Origin of the sequence: Paramesorhizobium leguminum (genome assembly GCF_003217235.1) — a bacterium.
Classification (GTDB): domain Bacteria; phylum Pseudomonadota; class Alphaproteobacteria; order Rhizobiales; family Rhizobiaceae; genus Paramesorhizobium; species Paramesorhizobium leguminum.
The window spans coordinates 68,838-87,149 of sequence record NZ_QJTF01000008.1 but is presented as its reverse complement, the minus strand read 5'-3'; the positions used below and the strand labels follow the sequence as shown (position 1 = coordinate 87,149).

15 protein-coding genes are annotated in these 18,312 nt (G+C 59.9%); 11 read left to right on the top strand and 4 right to left on the bottom strand.

All coding sequences use genetic code 11. The features are described from left to right. Positions 1–18 precede the first annotated feature (18 nt). Positions 19–3,318 (top strand): YhdP family protein, encoded by a 3,300-nt coding sequence (locus tag C7477_RS08770; RefSeq protein WP_245411782.1) that lies wholly within the window; start codon positions 19–21, stop codon positions 3,316–3,318. 229 nt (positions 3,319–3,547) lie between these two features. On the opposite strand, the gene tyrS is transcribed toward C7477_RS08770, so the two are convergent. Beyond that, a complete protein-coding gene (tyrS, locus tag C7477_RS08765) occupies positions 3,548–4,801 on the bottom strand; it encodes a tyrosine--tRNA ligase (protein WP_110751164.1) in 1,254 nt (417 codons plus the stop codon). A gap of 88 nt (positions 4,802–4,889) precedes the next feature. Here tyrS and C7477_RS08760 point away from each other — a divergent pair, with 88 nt between their 5' ends. Beyond that, positions 4,890–6,014: an anhydro-N-acetylmuramic acid kinase gene (locus C7477_RS08760; RefSeq protein WP_110751162.1), complete on the top strand. Its 1,125-nt coding sequence runs from the start codon at positions 4,890–4,892 to the stop codon at positions 6,012–6,014. A 218-nt stretch (positions 6,015–6,232) separates the two neighbouring features. On the opposite strand, the gene C7477_RS08755 is transcribed toward C7477_RS08760, so the two are convergent. Further along, entirely contained in the window at positions 6,233–6,907 is a 675-nt protein-coding gene (locus C7477_RS08755) for an alpha/beta hydrolase (RefSeq protein WP_110751160.1), read from the bottom strand. 267 nt (positions 6,908–7,174) lie between these two features. Between C7477_RS08755 and C7477_RS08750 the strand changes: the two genes are divergently transcribed. The 9 genes from C7477_RS08750 to C7477_RS08710 all read left to right on the top strand — a co-directional run bounded on the left by C7477_RS08750 (position 7,175) and on the right by C7477_RS08710 (position 16,844). Continuing rightward, a complete protein-coding gene (locus C7477_RS08750) occupies positions 7,175–8,335 on the top strand; it encodes a cysteine desulfurase family protein (RefSeq protein WP_110751158.1) in 1,161 nt (386 codons plus the stop codon). A 117-nt stretch (positions 8,336–8,452) separates the two neighbouring features. After that, positions 8,453–9,973 (top strand): Fe-S cluster assembly protein SufB, encoded by a 1,521-nt coding sequence (gene sufB, locus C7477_RS08745; RefSeq protein ID WP_110751156.1) that lies wholly within the window; start codon positions 8,453–8,455, stop codon positions 9,971–9,973. Then, positions 9,973–10,194 carry a hypothetical protein gene (locus C7477_RS08740; protein ID WP_110751154.1) on the top strand — a complete coding sequence of 74 codons (222 nt, stop codon included), beginning with the start codon at positions 9,973–9,975 and terminating at the stop codon, positions 10,192–10,194. The genes sufB and C7477_RS08740 overlap by 1 nt, the downstream gene beginning before the upstream one ends. A gap of 24 nt (positions 10,195–10,218) precedes the next feature. Next, positions 10,219–10,974: a Fe-S cluster assembly ATPase SufC gene (gene sufC, locus C7477_RS08735; protein WP_110751152.1), complete on the top strand. Its 756-nt coding sequence runs from the start codon at positions 10,219–10,221 to the stop codon at positions 10,972–10,974. A gap of 11 nt (positions 10,975–10,985) precedes the next feature. Continuing rightward, on the top strand, positions 10,986–12,254 hold the full coding sequence (gene sufD, locus C7477_RS08730; protein WP_110751328.1) for a Fe-S cluster assembly protein SufD: 1,269 nt from the start codon (positions 10,986–10,988) through the stop codon (positions 12,252–12,254). Between the two features lie 384 nt (positions 12,255–12,638). Beyond that, positions 12,639–13,883 (top strand): cysteine desulfurase, encoded by a 1,245-nt coding sequence (locus C7477_RS08725; RefSeq protein WP_110751150.1) that lies wholly within the window; start codon positions 12,639–12,641, stop codon positions 13,881–13,883. Positions 13,884–13,887: 4 nt separating this feature from the next. Next, entirely contained in the window at positions 13,888–14,274 is a 387-nt protein-coding gene (locus C7477_RS08720; RefSeq protein ID WP_110751148.1) for an SUF system Fe-S cluster assembly protein, read from the top strand. A 215-nt stretch (positions 14,275–14,489) separates the two neighbouring features. Continuing rightward, positions 14,490–15,614: a DUF2336 domain-containing protein gene (locus C7477_RS08715; protein ID WP_110751147.1), complete on the top strand. Its 1,125-nt coding sequence runs from the start codon at positions 14,490–14,492 to the stop codon at positions 15,612–15,614. 69 nt (positions 15,615–15,683) lie between these two features. Further along, positions 15,684–16,844, top strand: coding sequence for an SH3 domain-containing protein (locus C7477_RS08710; RefSeq protein ID WP_146226082.1), 1,161 nt, complete (start codon positions 15,684–15,686; stop codon positions 16,842–16,844). Positions 16,845–16,861: 17 nt separating this feature from the next. Here the strand turns inward: C7477_RS08710 and C7477_RS08705 are convergent, their stop codons facing one another. After that, positions 16,862–17,560 carry a polysaccharide deacetylase family protein gene (locus C7477_RS08705; protein ID WP_110751142.1) on the bottom strand — a complete coding sequence of 233 codons (699 nt, stop codon included), beginning with the start codon at positions 17,558–17,560 and terminating at the stop codon, positions 16,862–16,864. Then, the gene (locus tag C7477_RS08700) at positions 17,557–18,303 is read right to left on the bottom strand and encodes a glycosyltransferase family 25 protein (protein WP_110751140.1); all 747 of its coding nucleotides are present in this window, start codon (positions 18,301–18,303) and stop codon (positions 17,557–17,559) included. Before C7477_RS08700 ends, C7477_RS08705 begins: the two co-directional genes overlap by 4 nt. Positions 18,304–18,312: the final 9 nt, after the last annotated feature.

Below are 18,312 nucleotides of genomic sequence, written 5' to 3'. Positions count from 1 at the left end.
TCCCTTGCTGTCCGCTCCGTGTTATCGGTCCTTATTCTTCTTGGCCTTGTTGGCACGGCGGGTTTTTTTCTGCTGCGCAGCGGCATCAGCGGGGAGCGGCTCACCCAGGAAGCGCGGGCGGCCTTACAGACAGTAGCAGGCGAGGGGGCGGCCACTTCGCTTGCGGGCGCCCGTATTTCTCTCGACCGGGATTATCATATCGCGCTTGAAGCGGACGATGTCTCCGTTACGAACCCCGAGGACGGCATTGCCGTAAAGGGCATTCGCTCGGTTCGTCTGGGGCTGGCGCCGCTGGCGCTTCTTCAGGGAGAGGTGAGCATAGCGCAGGTCGAGATCGACGGCGCGGAGATCGATTTATCGGATACGGGTGAAACGCAAGGGTTGTTTGCAGATCTGCCCCGCAATTCGCAGGGACTCATCGATTTCGACGCAGTTTCCCGATTGCTGTTCGAGGAAATCGCGCGGCGTGTAGCAGCTCTCGACAAACGTTCGACACGCTCGATCCTGGTCCTGAACACCGTCATCCATTTCAAGTTGATGGGGAAGGAAAAGACGCTCGATGTCCGGCAGGCTAGCCTGACGGACAAGGACGGGAAAATCGCCTTGGCAGGGACGTTCGGCTGGGAAGGGCAGACGGTCACGCTGGCAGGCTCGGCGCAGCATGACGAGCAAGGGAGGGTTTCTGCTTTCCGGGCAACGCTTGACGGCATCCCGCTCAATATCGGTTCTCCACCGGAGATAACGGAAGAGGTGGCAGGCGGAAAGCCCAACCCGGCGCATTTTCGCTTATCCGGGCAAGCAAATCTGGAATTAAGCGGCGAGGCCGCCGTTGGGGATAAACCGGCCGAGATAGACGGGCGGCTGAACGTTACGGATGGCAGCATGGATTTAGGCCGCGAGGCTGATATCCCGGCCCGCGCCGCCCTCAATTTCAGGCAGACCGCCGGCAGCGGTATGGTGGAATTGCAGTCTTCGGCCTTGTCGTTGGGCGGCATGGAGATGCAGTTCACCGGCGCCATCAGTCATCAACCATCTGACCAGGCGCCGGGCGCTGCGTCGGAACCTGCCTATCGCTTCAAGATCGCCACCAGTTCCGCGGTTTCGGCGCCACGCGATTCGCCGGAGCAGCCGCTGCCCTTCGCCGCGCAAATTACCGGGCGTTATCTGAATGACCGGAACCAGCTCGATTTCAATGAGATGAGCGTGAAGACGGCTGGCGGCGAGCTCTACGGGCAGGGGCGCATGACCTTCGGAAACGGCTCGCCGGAAATGATCTTTCTTCTGAGGATTCCCGAAATGCCGGTGGCCGCGGCCAAGCAGCTTTGGCCCATCGATGTGGCGGACGGCGCGCGCCGCTGGGTGCTCGATAAGCTCTACGGCGGAAAGCTGACGAATAGCCAGATCGACATCGCTTTTCCCGCAGGGCGGTTCAATGGTCCCGGAGCGCCGGCGCCGCTAACGCCGGAGGAGATCAAGGGCGATTTTTTCGTGTCCGACACGCGTTTCGATGTGGTGGGGGACCTTCCGGCGGTGCGGGATGCCGCAGGCCGCGTCAACATTCGCGGATCGCACACTACGATAACGCTGGAGAAGGGCACGGCCTATACGCCCAGCAATCGCCAGGTGGATGTGTCGAACGGTACGCTCGTTATTCCCTGGGGGCCGCAGCGGCCCGTGCTGGCAGACCTCGATCTCACCGTGAAAGGCGATGCGGCGGCAGTCGCTGAAATCACGAATGATAAGCCGATAGACGCATTGAAACACGCCCCTTTCACGCCGGAGGAAGTATCCGGCAATGTTTCGTCCCGTATTTTCGTGACGTTTCCTGTGAGCAGCAACGCCCCCGAGGGTAGCCTCAAATGGAACGCCGACCTCGATTTCTCAGACCTCGATATCCTCAAGCCAATCGATGGCCAACAGATAACGGACGCGAAGGGCACCTTGAAGATCACTCAAGGCGCGGCGCAAATTCAGGCAAACGCCAAGCTGAACGGCATTCCGGCAACCGTCGAGATGGTGGAGCCTATCGAGGATTCTACCGTCAAGCGGCAACAGACGGTGACGCTTGAAATGGACGACAAGGTTCGGGCAAAGGAAGTACCTGAGCTGAATGGCGTCCTTTCCGGTCCCATGGCTGTGGACCTTGGTATGGCGAAGGGCAATGAGCGCCCTGTGAGTGTCGATCTCACCAGAACTGCAATCGATATTCCCTGGATCGGCTGGAAGAAGGGTGCCGGTGTGCCCGCCAAGGCAACGATGACGCTCATTGGCGACGATTTGACCGACAAGGACGTCGAGATTAAAAATCTCACGGTTTCCGGCGATGCCTTCCGGGTCGAAGGCGATCTATCGCTTGCCAAGGGCGCGCTTCGCCAAGCCACACTCAGGCAGATCCGCTTCAACCGGACCGACAACATGGCCGCCAGGATCAGCAGGATCAATGGCGGTTACCGTGCCGATATCGAGGGGAAGTCCTTCGATGCGCGCGCGCTATTGAAGCAGATGACCTCTGCCGGGAGCGATGCCGAAGATGGCGGCGACAAGACCCGCCTCGTGATCAACGCCGAGCTGGATGAGGTCATCGGTTTCAATTCCGAGACGTTGCGGAATGTATCCGTCTCGTATGAAGGTGCCGGCTCGACTGTTTCCGGCCTGTCCATCAATGCCAAGACCGCCTCGGGAAAGGCGTTTACCGCGACGAACAATGTCCAGAACGCCGCCAAGTCCGTCTCACTCCAGTCGTCTGATGCCGGGGCGGTGCTGCGCTTCTTCGATTATTACGACAAGATGGAGGGCGGGACGATCAGCATCAGCCTGACTTCTCAAGGCGGCGGTCCGATGCAGGGACAGGTCGATGCGCGGAACTTCGCCATTGTCGACGAGCCGCGCCTCTCCAAGATCGTTACCAGCCCGCCTCAGAGCGGGGGCGCCAGTCTGAGCGAGGCGGTCCGCAAGGATATCGACGTATCACGTGTTCACTTCGATCGTGGTTATTCGCAGATCGAAAAAGGCCCGGGCTATGTGGCTTTGAAACGCGGCATCGTTCGTGGCCCGCTGATAGGAACCACCTTTCAAGGAATGCTTTACGATTCAAAGGGCAACATGTCGATCACGGGCACTTTCATGCCGGCCTATGGGCTGAACCGGCTGTTCGGCGAACTACCGATTCTGGGCGCGCTCTTGGGCAACGGGCGCGACCGGGGGCTCATCGGCATCACCTACAAACTCGCCGGCAATGCCAAGCAGCCGCAGATCATCGTCAACCCGATTTCGGTCATGGCGCCTGGGATTTTCAGGTCGATTTTCGAGTTTCAGTGACGGCTTTTTTCCCTCCCCCTTGCGGGGAGGGTCGGACCGCAGGTCCGGGGTGGGGGTGGTGAAGGATAGAGTATAACCGCCTCCACCCCCATCCGCCCGCTCCGCGGGCAGCGCTCCGCTATGGCTCCGCGCGTTCGTCGCTGGAAAAGCCAAATCGTTGGCTTTTCCTCGGCCTGCGGCCGAACGCTCCTCACTCCCCGCAAGGGGGAAGGAGGGCGCGCGCGGATTTTTAAACCGCCCGAACCAGAATATGCTTCTTCCGCCCCAGCGATAGCTTGATCACGCCTTCGCCGGTCAGCTGATCCGCACTCACCACCGCGCGTTCATCCTTCACCGGCTCGTCATTGATCCGCACCGCGCCGCCCTGGATGTGACGGCGGGCCTCGCCGTTCGAGGCTGCAAGCCCCGCCTGGACGAGCAGCGCTTGCACACCCATGCCGGCGTGAAGCGTGTCGCGGGGAATTTCAACGGAGGGAAGATTTTCGGCAAGCGCGCCTTCCTCGAAGGTCTTGCGGGCCGTCTCCGCCGCCTCTTCCGCGGCGTTCCGCCCATGCAACAGCGCCGTCACTTCTGTGGCGAGGATCTTCTTCGTCTCGTTGATCTCCGAGCCGCCTAATGCCGCCAACCGCGTGATCTCGCCGAGCGGCAATGTCGTGTAGAGCTTCAGGAAGCGCTCGACATCGGCATCCTCGGTGTTGCGCCAGTACTGCCAGAACGCATAGGGGCTGACGAGGTCGGCATTGAGCCACACCGCGCCCGTGGCCGATTTGCCCATCTTGGCGCCCGACGAGGTGGTGAGCAGCGGCGAGGTCAGCGCATAGAACTGGGCATCGAGCATCCGGTGGCCGAGATCGATGCCGTTGATGATATTGCCCCACTGGTCCGAACCGCCCATCTGGAATGTCACGCCGTAACGCTTGTGCAGCTCCACGAAATCATAGGCCTGGAGGATCATGTAGTTGAATTCGAGGAACGACAGCGACTGCTCGCGGTCCAGCCGCAGCTTGACCGAGTCGAAAGACAGCATCCGGTTGACCGAGAAATGCTGGCCGACATCGCGCAGAAATTCAAGATAGTTGAGGCCACGCAGCCAATCGGCGTTGTTGACCATGACGGCGTCCCTCAAGCCATCTCCGAAAGTGAGATACTGGCTAAAGCAGCGCTTGATGCTTTCGATATTGCCGGCGATGGTCTCTTCCGTCATCAGCTTGCGCGCCTCGTCCTTGAAGGACGGGTCGCCGACCATGCCGGTGCCCCCACCCATCAGCGCGATGGGGCGATGGCCGGTCTGTTGCAGCCAGTGCAGCATCATGATCTGAATGAGGCTGCCCGCGTGCAGGCTCGATGCGGTGGGATCGAAGCCGATATAGCCGGTGACGATCTCCTTCTGGAACAGCGTGTCGAGGCCGGTTTCATCGGAGACCTGATGAATGAAACCGCGCTCGGAAAGTGTGCGAAGAAAATCGGATTTAAAGCCGGACATCGTCCCTTTTCCTGTCTGTCATGAGAAGTGTACTGAATGGACGAGGGGCTTAACATCATTCCGTGTCGAATCACAAGAAAGCAAGCAAGTGACGGATATAAAACAGGCGATCGGGCTGATGAGCGGCACATCGATGGACGGCATCGACATCGCGCTGGTCCAGACCGACGGGCGTTCCATCGTCGAACGCGGGCCATCGATGAGCATCGCTTATCCGGACGGCTTCCGCGCCCGCCTGAAGCAGGGGCTGACGGATGCCCGCGCCATCCGCGGGCGTGACGAGCGGCCCGGCATTCTCGCGCGGCTCGAACGCGACCTGACGCTGCATCACGCCATCGCCGTCAATGATTTCCTGCATGTCCATGGCATCGACCGGAAGGAAGTCGATCTTATCGGCTTTCACGGCCAGACGGTGCTGCACCGCCCGGATGATGGCCTGACGATGCAGATCGGCGACGGCCAATTGCTCGCCGCTGAAACGGGTATTCCGGTCGTCTACGACATGCGAGCCAACGACATGGCGCATGGCGGGCAGGGCGCGCCGTTGATACCTGCATACCATGCCGCGCTCGCTTCGGGACTTAGGGAAAAATGCGAAGCGCCCATCATCTTCGTCAATATCGGCGGCATTTCCAACCTCACCTATGTCGGCGCGGACGGAACGCTTGCGGCCTTCGACAGCGGGCCGGGCAACATGCTGATCGACCAATGGGTGGAGGCGCATACAGGCGCCGCGTTCGATGCCGATGGCGCGATTGCCGCAAGCGGTACTGTGGATGATGCGCTCGCCCACCGCTATCTCGCGCATTCGTTCTTCACCGGCAATGTCCGCCGCTCGCTCGACCGGGGCGATTTCCTGCCGCCGGAGAAAGGCCAGATATCGCTTGCCGACGGCGCACGGACGCTCGCCTTCGTCAGCGCCGCCGCGATTCTGAAATCAGCCTCGCATTTGCCACAGCGACCCAAAACTTATGTGGTAAGCGGCGGCGGCCGCAAGAACGCCGCCATCATGCAGGCGTTGGAAGGGTTGGCAGCGGGCGAGGGCGCGAAGGTATTGAGCGCCGATGCGCTGGGATTGGATGGCGACGCCATGGAGGCGGAGGCCTGGGCGTACCTTGCGGTACGCTCGTCCGAGGGACTGCCGCTCACCTGGCCCGCGACGACAGGATGTGACGTTCCGGTGAGCGGGGGTGTGGTGGCCTATCCGGCGTAACGCGCTTTGCAGCCCCTCCTTCCGTCATCCTCGGGCTTGACCCGAGGATCCACGGCTAGGAGGCGTGAACGGGACTATCATCCGCCACGGGATCATAAAATCATTACGTGAAAGATTGATCGCTTCCGCTTTCTGGATGCGTCGGGGTTCGGTGGGCAGTCAGCGCCCCCTAGCCGTGGATCCTCGGGTCAAGCCCGAGGATGACGGAAGGAGGGGTATCACCGCAACCGCTTCAGCTTCGTCTCCACCAGCTCGCCATTCAAACGCCGGTCGAGATAATCCTCGCATTCGGCGATAAGCTCATCGCCCATGCCTGAGAAGAAGTGGTTGGCGCCGGGCATGGTCTTTTGTGTGATGGTGATGCCCTTCTGGGTTTTCAGCTTGTCGACCAGTCCTTGCACATCCTTCGGCGGTGCCACCTTGTCCTGATCTCCATGGATGATGAGGCCGGAGGAGGGGCAGGGCGCGAGGAAGGAGAAATCATAGGTGTTGGGCTGCGGCGCGACCGAGATGAAGCCTTCGATTTCCGGGCGGCGCATCAGAAGCTGCATGCCGATCCACGCGCCGAAGGAATAGCCGGCTACCCAGCACGTCTTGGAATCCGGGTGCAGCGACTGAACCCAGTCGAGCGCGCCTGCGGCATCCGACAATTCACCCGAACCATGGTCGAACTCGCCCTGGCTGCGGCCAATGCCACGGAAATTGAAGCGCAGGGTGGTGAAATTGCGCTGCTGGAACATGTAGAACAGATCGTAGACGATCTTGTTGTTCATCGTGCCGCCGAACTGCGGATGCGGATGAAGAATGATCGCGATCGGCGCGTTTTTCTCCTTCGACGGCTGATAGCGGCCTTCGAGACGTCCGGCTGGTCCGTTGAAAATGATTTCGGGCATGTGTACTCCACTCTCGCTCGCTAGAGCATGATCCCGAAAAGTCTACAACTCTTCGGATAAGATCATGCGGCTACTACCAAATCGGCGATTCTTAAAGCTGCGGCCTTGACGGCTCGGCGCATCGCTCATAAAACTTGACTTTAGAACTCTTCAAAACTGGACGCGCGTCCAGTAGGTGCGGTTTAATAGGCTGTTCCGGGTTCGAATTTCAAGGAAATTGCGCCAATATGGCGCATCGACAGGCAAATGAGGAAAGAGTCGCGGGATATGAGCGCCAGCCGCACCTATCTTGACTACAACGCAAGCGCGCCGCTGATCGGCGATGCGCGCGATGCGATTGTATCGGCGCTCTCCCTCACAGGCAATCCTTCCTCCGTCCATACGGAAGGCCGCGCCGCGCGAGCACTCGTCGAAGCCGCGCGCCGGGATGTCGCCGCGCTCGTCAACGCGCGGGCCGATCATGTGGTCTTTACATCAGGCGCAACGGAAGCCGCATCTACGCTTCTGACGCCACACTACACCATGGGCCGCGCTTCCCTGCGGCTTTCGCGGCTCTATGTCGGGGCGACGGAGCACCCCTGCATTCTCGCGGGCGGGCAGTTTCCACCTGAGCATATTCATGTCGTACCCGTCGATACCAATGGTCTTCTGGACCTCGCCGCGCTTGAAGAGCTGCTGGCAACGCATGACAAGTCGGAAGGATTGCCGCTTGTCGCCGTGCAGGCGGCGAATAACGAGACCGGTGTTATCCAGCCGACAGCGGATATCGCTGATATCGTCAAGGCAGCGGGCGGTCTTCTCGTGGTTGATGCGGTGCAGGCGGCGGGGCGCATTCCTCTCGATATTACAAACGCTTGCGGCGATTATGTGATTCTCTCCTCGCACAAGATCGGCGGACCCAAGGGCGTCGGCGCCGTCGTCGCTCATTCCGATCTGGTCATGCCGCGCGCACTGATCCGGGGCGGCGGGCAGGAAAAGGGACATCGCGGCGGCACGGAATCCTTAGCTCTCATCGCCGGCTTCGGCGCTGCGGCGAAGGCCGCGCGGGAACGGCTTGAGAATGGCGGCTGGCCTGCCGATATCAGGGACATGATCGAATCCGGCCTCCGGCGCATTGCTCCCGATGCAATTATTCACGGGGCAGATGCGCCGAGACTGCCCAACACGATTTTTTTCTCGCTTGGGCATATGAAGGCCGAAACCGCGCAAATCGCCTTCGATCTGGCGGGTGTAGCGCTTTCCGCCGGTTCCGCCTGCTCTTCGGGCAAGGTCGGGGCGAGCCATGTGCTGACAGCCATGGGACATGCGGAAAACATGGGTGCCTTGCGCATATCGACCGCGCCGGAAACGGATGCGGAGGCGGTCAACCGCTTCCTCGATGTGCTCACCGCGATCATGGCGCGGAAAAAGCAGCGCGAGGTTGCTTGAAATTCCGGTACATCCGGTTTTAAACGCGTGAAAGCGCTACTACATATAGGGCAGCAAAATTGCTGCTTGACGTTTCGAACTGTCGGGCCTTGACCCCGACCTGGATGGAGAACGCCAATGCCTGCCGTGCAGGAGACGATCGAACAGGTCCGCAATATCGATGTGGACCAGTATAAGTACGGTTTTGAGACCTTTATCGAGACCGACAAGGCCCCCAAGGGCCTCAATGAAGACATCATCCGCTTCATTTCGGCGAAGAAGAACGAGCCGGAATGGATGCTGGAATGGCGTCTGGAGGCCTATCGCCGCTGGCTGACCCTCGAAGAGCCGGTCTGGGCGCGCGTCGAGTATCCGAAAATCGACTTTCAGGATCTCTACTATTACGCCGCGCCGAAGAACCAGACAGGCCCGAAATCCCTCGATGAGGTCGATCCGGAGCTGCTTGCGACCTATGCCAAGCTCGGTATCCCGCTGAAAGAGCAGGAAATTCTGGCGGGCGTGCGCAAAATGGGCGAGCCCTCGGACGAGGAAGAGGCTTCGGACAACGTCTATAATTCGGGCCGCGTCGCCGTCGATGCGGTGTTCGACAGCATATCCGTCGTCACCACCTTCAAGAAGGAGTTGGCGAAGGCCGGCGTGATCTTCTGCTCGATTTCCGAAGCCATCCGCGAGCATCCGGAACTGGTGCAGAAATATCTGGGCTCGGTGGTGCCGACCTCGGACAATTTCTACGCGACGCTCAATTCCGCTGTCTTCACCGACGGCTCCTTCGTCTATGTGCCGAAGGGTGTGCGCTGCCCGATGGAGCTTTCCACCTATTTCCGCATCAACGAGAAGAACACCGGCCAGTTCGAGCGAACGCTGATCATAGCCGACGAGGGAGCATACGTCTCCTATCTCGAAGGCTGCACCGCGCCGCAGCGCGACGAGAACCAGCTGCACGCCGCCGTGGTCGAGCTGGTCGCGCTCGATGATGCGGAGATCAAATATTCCACCGTCCAGAACTGGTATCCGGGCGACAAGAACGGCAAGGGCGGCATCTACAACTTCGTCACCAAGCGCGGCGATTGCCGTGGCAAGAACTCGAAGATTTCGTGGACGCAGGTCGAAACCGGCTCCGCCATTACCTGGAAATACCCGTCCTGCATCCTGCGCGGCGACAACTCGCGCGGCGAGTTCTACTCGATCGCCGTGTCGAATGGACACCAGCAGATCGATTCCGGTACCAAGATGATTCATCTCGGCAAAAACACGTCGAGCCGCATCATCTCCAAGGGTATCTCGGCGGGGAATTCGAACAACACCTATCGCGGCCAGGTTTCCGTCCACCGCAAGGCGGCGAACGCGCGCAACTTCACCAATTGCGACTCGCTGCTGATCGGCAACGACTGCGGCGCGCATACCGTGCCTTACATCGAGGCGAAGAACTCGACCGCCCAGATCGAGCACGAGGCGACGACCTCCAAGATCTCCGACGACGCGAAGTTCTACGTCATGCAGCGCGGCATTCCGGAGGAGGAGGCCATCGCGCTCATCGTCAACGGCTTCGTCAAGGAAGTCATCCAGGAGTTGCCGATGGAATTCGCCGTCGAGGCGCAGAAGCTGATCGGGATCTCGCTTGAGGGGAGCGTGGGGTGATGAATGACAAGGTCGAGAATCTCATTTTGGAACATCTTCGCATTGTTCGCGCCGACATGTCTTCAATGAAGGAAGAGATGAGCGGGATGCGTTCGGAAATGCTCATCATTCGCCAGCATATGGCAGGCCTTCTTGGAGGCCAGACTCTTCACGACGCCGAGGTCGCCGGCCTGAAGGTCCGCCTCGACCGTATCGAAAAGCGGCTCGACCTGGCTGAATAAACACGGATTTTGAAAGAACAGAAAATGCTTGAAATCAAGAACCTGCACGCCCGCATCGCCGAAGACGGCACCGAGATCATCCGTGGCCTGAACCTGACGGTGAAGGACGGCGAAGTCGCTGCGATCATGGGGCCGAACGGCTCGGGCAAGTCCACGCTTTCCTATATCCTCGCCGGTCGCGAGGACTATGAGGTGACGGAAGGCGACATTCTCTACAATGGCGAGTCGATCCTCGGCCTCGACCCGGCGGAGCGCGCGGCGAAGGGCATCTTCCTCGCCTTCCAGTATCCGATGGAGATACCGGGCGTCGCCACAATGGAATTCCTGAAGGTCGCCATGAATTCGCAGCGCAAGGCGCGCGGCGAAGAGGAATTGAAGATTCCGGAATTCATGAAGCGCGTGAAGGAAGCCGCCGCTCTCCTGTCGATGGACCCGGCGATGCTGAAACGCCCGCTCAATGTCGGCTTCTCCGGCGGCGAGAAGAAGCGTGCCGAAATCCTGCAGATGAAGCTGCTGGAGCCTTCGCTCTGCGTCCTCGACGAGACCGATTCCGGCCTCGATATCGACGCGTTGAAGATTGTTTCGGAAGGCGTCAACGCGCTTCGCTCGCCCGACCGCTCCATCATCGTCATCACGCACTACCAGCGTCTGCTCGATTATATCGTGCCTGATAGCGTGCATGTGCTCTACAAGGGCAAGGTCATCAAATCCGGCGACAAGACGCTGGCGCGGCAGCTGGAAGAGAACGGCTATGCCGATGTCATCGGCGAAGCGGCTTAAGGATGGGTGCGATGAACGTTCACACTCAAACCCGAACACCGGCGGAAACCGCGCTGATCGACGCGTTCGCTGAATGCGTCGGCGAGCTGCCCGGCAATGCCGATGTCGCCATCGCGCGTGATACGGCTATCGAGGCGCTGAAGATCCAGGGTCTTCCCTCGCGGCGCATCGAAAGCTGGCACTATACCGATTTGCGCACCTTGCTGCGTTCCGTCGCGCCCTTCGACTCCGCCGCAGGCTCGAAGCCTATCGCGCCGCTGATATCAGGCTCGACGGTTGCGGCGGTTTCCAACGGCGTGGCCGTTTCGGCGGGCCATGCGGAAGGCGTCACGCTTGAGAAGCTCAGCGAGAAGCTTGCCGACGGCACATTCGTCCAGGCATTGGCAACGCGCGGCACCGACGATGCCATCGGCGAAATCAACGCGGCCTATGTCACCGACGGCTGGGCCGTCGATATCGCCGATGGCGTGGAACTCGAAGCGCCGCTCGAACTGCAGAATGTGCAGAATTCGGGGCAGGGCCATGTGCGCTTTCCCGTTCGCGTGGGCAAGCAAGCCAAGGCAACGATCATCGAGCGCCAATATGGCGGCGAAGAGGAAGCGTTTTCCTCTTCCATCAGCCATCTGACCGTTGCCGATGGGGCGGAGATCATCTGGATCATCCTGCGCCAGTATGGCGATACGTCGGTCAATTTCGGTCAGTTCAACGCCACGCTCGGCAAGGACGCCAAGCTCACGCTCTATATCGTCAATGCCGGCGGCAAGCTGGTGCGCCAGGAAGTGCATCTGCTGGCCAAGGGCGAGGGCTCGGATTTCCAGCTGCGCGGCATCAATCTGCTCGGCGGCGAGAGCCACACCGATGTCACCATGACGGTCGGCCATCTCGTGGAAAACACCACCTCGACCGAGATCGTGCGCAATGTCGTCACCGGCAGGGCGCGCGGCGTTTTCCAGGGCATGATCCGCGTGAACAGAATCGCGCAGAAGACCGACGCCCGCATGGCCTGCAACACGCTGCTTCTCTCCGACGATGCCGAGTTCGACGCCAAGCCGGAACTCGAAATCTTCGCCGACGACGTGGCCTGCGGCCATGGCGCGACGGTGGCGGAAATCGACCCGGCCCATCTCTTCTACCTGATGGCGCGCGGCATTCCCGAAAAAACGGCGCGCGGGCTGCTGGTGAAGGCCTTCGTGGCCGAGATCATTGAAGAACTGGAAAACGAGCCGCTGGTCGAGGCGCTGGAAGGCATATTGGAAGAGTGGCTGGCCGCGCACGGGTGAGGGCAAATTCGGTTTAGACTGGAATAGCGCATTCCCCTGGCTTGCCGGCCATCTCCGCTCCTCCAGTCGTCATCCTCGGGCTTGACCCGAGGATCCACGGCTAGGAGGCGGGAACGGTACTATCGGTCGCAACAGGATTGTAAATCACTGAGCGGAATATCGAAGAATAAACTTTGCTTCCGTCCGCTGGAATGCGTTGGCGCGGTGGACAGGTAGTTACTTCCTAGCCGTGAATCCTCGGGTCAAGCCCGAGGATGACGATGGGAGGGGGCGCAAGCGATAATGTTCTAACGCTTTGCCTGCCATTAGTCGGCATCGCCTTTACAGCCGTCATCCTCGGGCTTTACCCGAGGGGGGCGCGGACAGCGGGATCGGTTAGGAAACATGGACCAGAAAACACATACGGCACCGGCCTTCGACATCGACGCAATCCGTCGTGACTTCCCCATCCTCTCCCGGGAAGTCCACGGCAAGCCGCTTGTCTATCTCGATAATGGCGCGTCGGCGCAGAAGCCGCAGGCTGTTATCGATACGATAAGCCACGCCTATTCCAACGAATATGCTAACGTCCATCGCGGCCTGCATTTCCTCTCCAATGCAGCGACCGATGCCTATGAGAAGTCGCGTGAAACCGTCCGCCGCTTCCTCAACGCCGCTTCGGTGGACGAAATCGTCTTCACCAAATCGGCCACCGAGGCGATCAATACCGTCGCCTATGGCTATGGCATGCCCAATATCGGCGAGGGCGACGAGATCGTGCTTTCGATCATGGAGCACCATTCCAACATCGTGCCGTGGCATTTCATCCGCGAGCGGCAGGGCGCGAAGCTGGTCTTCGCACCGGTTGACGACGAGGGCGTGTTCCACATCGAGGAATTCGAGAAATGCTTGACCGAGCGCACCAAACTCGTCGCCATCACGCATATGTCGAATGTGCTTGGCACGGTGACGCCGATCAAGCGGATCGTCGAGATCGCGCATGCGCGGGGTATCCCGGTGCTGGTCGATGGCAGCCAGGGCGCGGTGCATCTGCCCGTCGATGTGCAGGAGCTGGGCTGCGACTGGTATGTCTTCACCGGCCACAAGGTCTACGGCCCCTCGGGCATCGGCGTCCTTTATGGGCGGGCCGAGATGCTGGAAAAGATGCGTCCGTTCCAGGGCGGCGGCGAGATGATCGAGGAGGTGACGGTGGAAAACGTCACCTATAACCACCCGCCGCACCGCTTCGAGGCCGGCACGCCGCCCATCGTTCAGGCCATCGGCCTTGGCGCGGCGCTGGAATATATGGAGCGGGTGGGCCGGCAGGCGATCTTCGCGCATGAGGAATCCTTGCGCGATTACGCCCACGAGCAACTGGGCAAAATCAATAGCTTACGCATTTATGGCAACGCGCCGGACAAGGGCGCGATCGTCTCCTTCAATCTGGAAGGCATCCACGCCCATGACGTATCGACGGTGATCGACCGGGCAGGGGTGGCCGTACGCGCCGGTACGCATTGCGCCCAGCCGCTCTTGAAACGGTTCGGCACCACCTCGACATGCCGCGCCTCCTTCGCCATGTATAATACCAAGGCCGAAGTCGATGCGCTCGTGGAGGCGCTGGAAAAGGCCAGAAAGTTTTTCGGATAGGACCATGGAAAACAAGACCGAGACGGCAGAACCTGAAACGACAGACAAGGCGGTCTTCTCCGCTTCCGCCATTCCGCAGGAAGAGCTGGCGCGGATGACCGACGATATCATCGCGGCGCTGAAGACGGTGTACGACCCGGAAATTCCGGCCGACATCTATGAACTCGGTCTCGTCTACAAGATCGATATCGAGGACGACCGGACCGTCAAGATCGACATGACCCTGACCGCACCGGGCTGCCCGGTCGCCGGCGAAATGCCGGGATGGGTGCAGAACGCGGTCAGCGCCGTCGAGGGCGTCTCGTTTGTCGAGGTCAACATGACCTTCGATCCGCCCTGGACGCCCGACCGCATGTCGGAAGAGGCGCAGGTCGCGGTGGGGTGGTATTGAGCGCAACGCCTTCCCTCCCCCTTGCGGGGAGGGTGGCCCGAAGGGTCGGGTGGGGGTGGCGCAGAACAGAGCGTACCCGTCTCCACCCCCATCCGCCCGCTCCGCGGGCACCTTCCCCGCAAGGGGGAAGGAGGGGCCTACCTTTATGGTGAACCGTCCGTAAACTTTTCCCCGCTACACCGTCCCATGGGGTACTTGAGTAGGGGCGGGGCAGTATGATCATCCGGCATTTTCTGAAGTGGATCGATGGTGCATGCGTTGCGCAGCGCTGCGCGGCTGCAAGCGCTCTGGCGCATGCCTACCTTCAGTCGGACCTTTCTTCCGATGATAGGCGCGCTACGGAGGCGGCTTTGACGCTGCTTCTGGAGGATACCTCTCCAAAAGTGCGCGCCGCGCTGTCTGAATCCCTGTCGCTCAGCCGTGATGCGCCGCTGTCGCTGGTGACGGCGCTTGCCGGCGAGCAGGTGGAAATATCCGGCTTCATGCTGGCGCGCTCGCCGCTCCTGAGTGATATGGACATGATCGACCGCGTCGCGATGGGCGATGAGGCGGCGCAACGGCTGATCGCCATGCGCCCGCAAGTGTCGTTGGTCCTGTCGGCGGCGATTGCCGAGGTGGCGAGCCCTACGGCGTGCGTCGATCTCCTGCGCAACAGCACCGCCCAAATTGCCCCGATGAGCTTGCGCCGCATGGCGGAGCGGCTTGGGGCTGAGCCGAGTGTTCGCGAGGCATTGCTGCGGCATGAGAATTTGCCCGCCGACTCCCGCCATATGCTGGCGGTCAGGATAGGCGAGGCGCTCGCCGGGATGCAGATCGTCACCGCGACGATGGGCAAGGGCAGGGCGGAGCGGGTTGCGCGTGACACCTGCATCAAGGTTTCATTGGATATCGCCGACCGGAGCGCGCCTCAGGACCATGCCGCGCTGGTCGAGCATTTGCGGGAGAGGGGCGACCTGACCACCGCCTTGATTATTCGCACCGTCGCCTATGGCAAGATCGATTTCTTCGGCGCGATCCTGGTGGCGCTGTCCGATCAACCGCGAAGCCGCGTCGGCGCCATCCTGACTGATGGCCGCGACAATGCGCTGGCGGCGCTGTTCCGCAGCGCAGGCCTGGCCGACGCGACGCACCGCCCGCTCATCACCGCCCTTCATGCCTGGCGTCAGGTCGTCAAGGGTAAGCTCGTTGCGGGTCCATGGGAAATCTCGCGAAAGATGCTATCCACCGACAGCCGCTTCAGCCCGGCAAATGGCGATCTTGAAGCCTTGCTGCGCAGCATCCACCTCGACGCCGCGCGCGAAAACGCGCGGGACTATGCTGTTGCCATGCTCGCGGCCTGATTGCCTTGCCCCTTGCTTAGAGGTCGCCCTGACGTATACTCAAACAGGGCTTATCGGGGTGACGCAGAAGTGCTTTTTAGAAATTTTCTGGTGGGGGCGGTAGCAATTCTGTTGGGTGCCGGTAAAGCATCGGCCTTGACGTTCTCAACAACGCCTCTCGACAATTCGGCGACCGTTATACTCGTATCGGGCGTCTTTGAACCTTCCGAAAGTCTGGACGATTTCACATCGCTGGTGCAGCGCGTAGGGACGACATCAGCCGTCGTCATGTTCAATAGTCCAGGAGGCAATCCCTCGACTGCTATCCGGGTAGGCAGGCTCATTAGAGCCCTTGGCCTGCGCACATTCCAAATGAGAGGGATGGAGTGTTCTTCCGCTTGCGCGCTCGCGTTTATGGGGGGCTCCATAAGAGTTGCGGAAACCGGCGCGATTGGTGTTCATAAATCCTCCTTTTCCGAGGGAGCACCGATATCTGTTGATGCTGCTGTGTCTTTCGTCCAACTTCAGACCGCTGAGACCATCTCCTATATGACGGAGATGGGAATTGATCCCAGTCTTCTGCAGCTTTCTCTGAGATATGAGAAAGACGATATGCGCTATCTTTCAAAGAGCGAGATGGCTCAATATCGTGTGACTAATTTCGATTTTGGCGCGGAAGCATCGGTTGCTAAGTCGGTCACGCAGCCTCCCGTTCCTCAGATGGAACCCAGTTCACCTCCAAATTATCGGATAGCCGGTGATGGCGCTCGTTTTCATATACCATTAGCTAAATCCGGGGCGCTCAGAGTGCCTAAGGGACAGGAATATCTACGCAGCGGAGAAGACCAAGCCTCTGGAAAAATTGTGCGCATGAGAAATGGAGACCGTGTAGAAATTGTCTCCGTGGGTGCGCGATGGTATAAAGTGAAAGCGAAAGAGCGAGAGGGCTACCTGCATCATAATTGGGTCAAGGTAGACCAGTTTTTAAATAAGCCTTTCGGGGATCGCTACATCCAGATCAAGAGCTTTGATAACTATGCAGATGCTGAATCTTACGTTCGGAGTTCACCTCTTCCCGTTACCGCCTACCTTGCCACAAATAAATGGTATGCTGTTGTGCTGGATAAGACCATGCCAGCAGACAACGCAGCAGATTTACTGAAACAACTGAAATCTCGCGGGGCGGTTCCCGACGACGCATTTATGACTGTTGGCAACACGTATGTGAGGAGTGTGTGCTGTTCGGAGTGATGGGGGCGCCCAAACAGTCATATCAGGCACTTCTTCAAAAAATGCAGCCATGTATCATTGCGCCGGATCGTCAGGCGCGGCAGGCCGAAGCTGTCGTCGCTGGGCAGGGTTTTGCGGCGCTCCGTCGTCACCGCATGGGTAAAGCCAACCTCGCGCGCCATGTCGCGTAGCCGCGCATTCTCATCGCCGTAAGGGTAGGCGAACGATGTCACCGGGGCGCCGAGAATATCCTGCAATACGTCCCGCGAGCCGCCGATCTGGCGCTTCGCTTCCTTGAGAGGAACATCCGGCAAATGAACATGGTCGAGCGTATGCGCGCCGACCTCATGGCCAAGCGCGGCCCATTCGCGCAATTGCGTCGGCGACATGCAGGGGGTGGGCTGTATGCCTATGGGAATATCCCATTCGTTTTGGCCGCCGATCTGGTTGGCGACGAAGAAATTCGTCGCGGTGAAGCCATGTTCCTGCAGCACTGGCAGCGCATTCTCATAAACATTGCGGAACCCGTCATCGAAGGTGATGACCGCCACCTTTCCATGCGCGCGGCCCTCTATATAGGGCACGGCGTCACGCAGCGACAATCCCTTGTAGCCCAGCCGCTTCAGCCAGCGCATCTGGCTTCGGAACCGATCCGGATGAACGATCATGCTGCGAAAGGGCATTTTGTGCGCCGGAGGGATATGTATCTGATGATACATCAGGATGGGAACTGTCATGCCGGGCGCTTCCCATGTTTCCGGGATAACGATCTTATCCGCATCCGATAGATCGGGCGAAGGATTTCCCGCGAAAGCCGATGCATGACGGACCGTTTCTGCTTGAGCGTGCTGCCGCCCAGATGCGCCGATACCTCCTCCACGCCGCCCGGGTGAACCGATAGTGGATTGACCCCCGTCACCCAGCTCATCTGCATCAGCGTATCCACCGGACGGTCGAATTGTTTAGTGACCGCTAGCAATTGCTTTGCCGCATCGCGACCGACAAGTTGCGCCACCATGCCCAGGCCCACTGGAATGGGCTCAATGATGCGAGTGCCTTCCTTCCGAAACCGTTCCGGACCGGTTTCCTTGCCCGGGCGGAAGGGCAGGCGGATGAATTGGCTTGGCTCAAGATAGGCGCGTGCGGCGTTCCATGCGTCCGCAAAATCGCTATTGAGCGCGACATCATCCTCGATGACGAGGCCGGCGGCGAGATTCTGGTCGACAATTGCCTGCCATGCCTTGCGATGGGAAAGGAAGCAGGCGATCTCGTTTATGCTGAGCCGGAACGGGTAAGGCGGCTTGTGCAGATGGCGGCGATAGACGCGCTCGATTTCGGCTTGGCCAAGCCGCCGCCCATCCACCGCGTCGATGATCTCAGCCGGGATCGGCAGCTCGGCGATCAGCTTTTCCACTTGGCCGCGACGATCCGTGGCGCGATCCAGATGAATGATGAATGCTTTTATGGCGTCTGACTTCATTTTGATGAT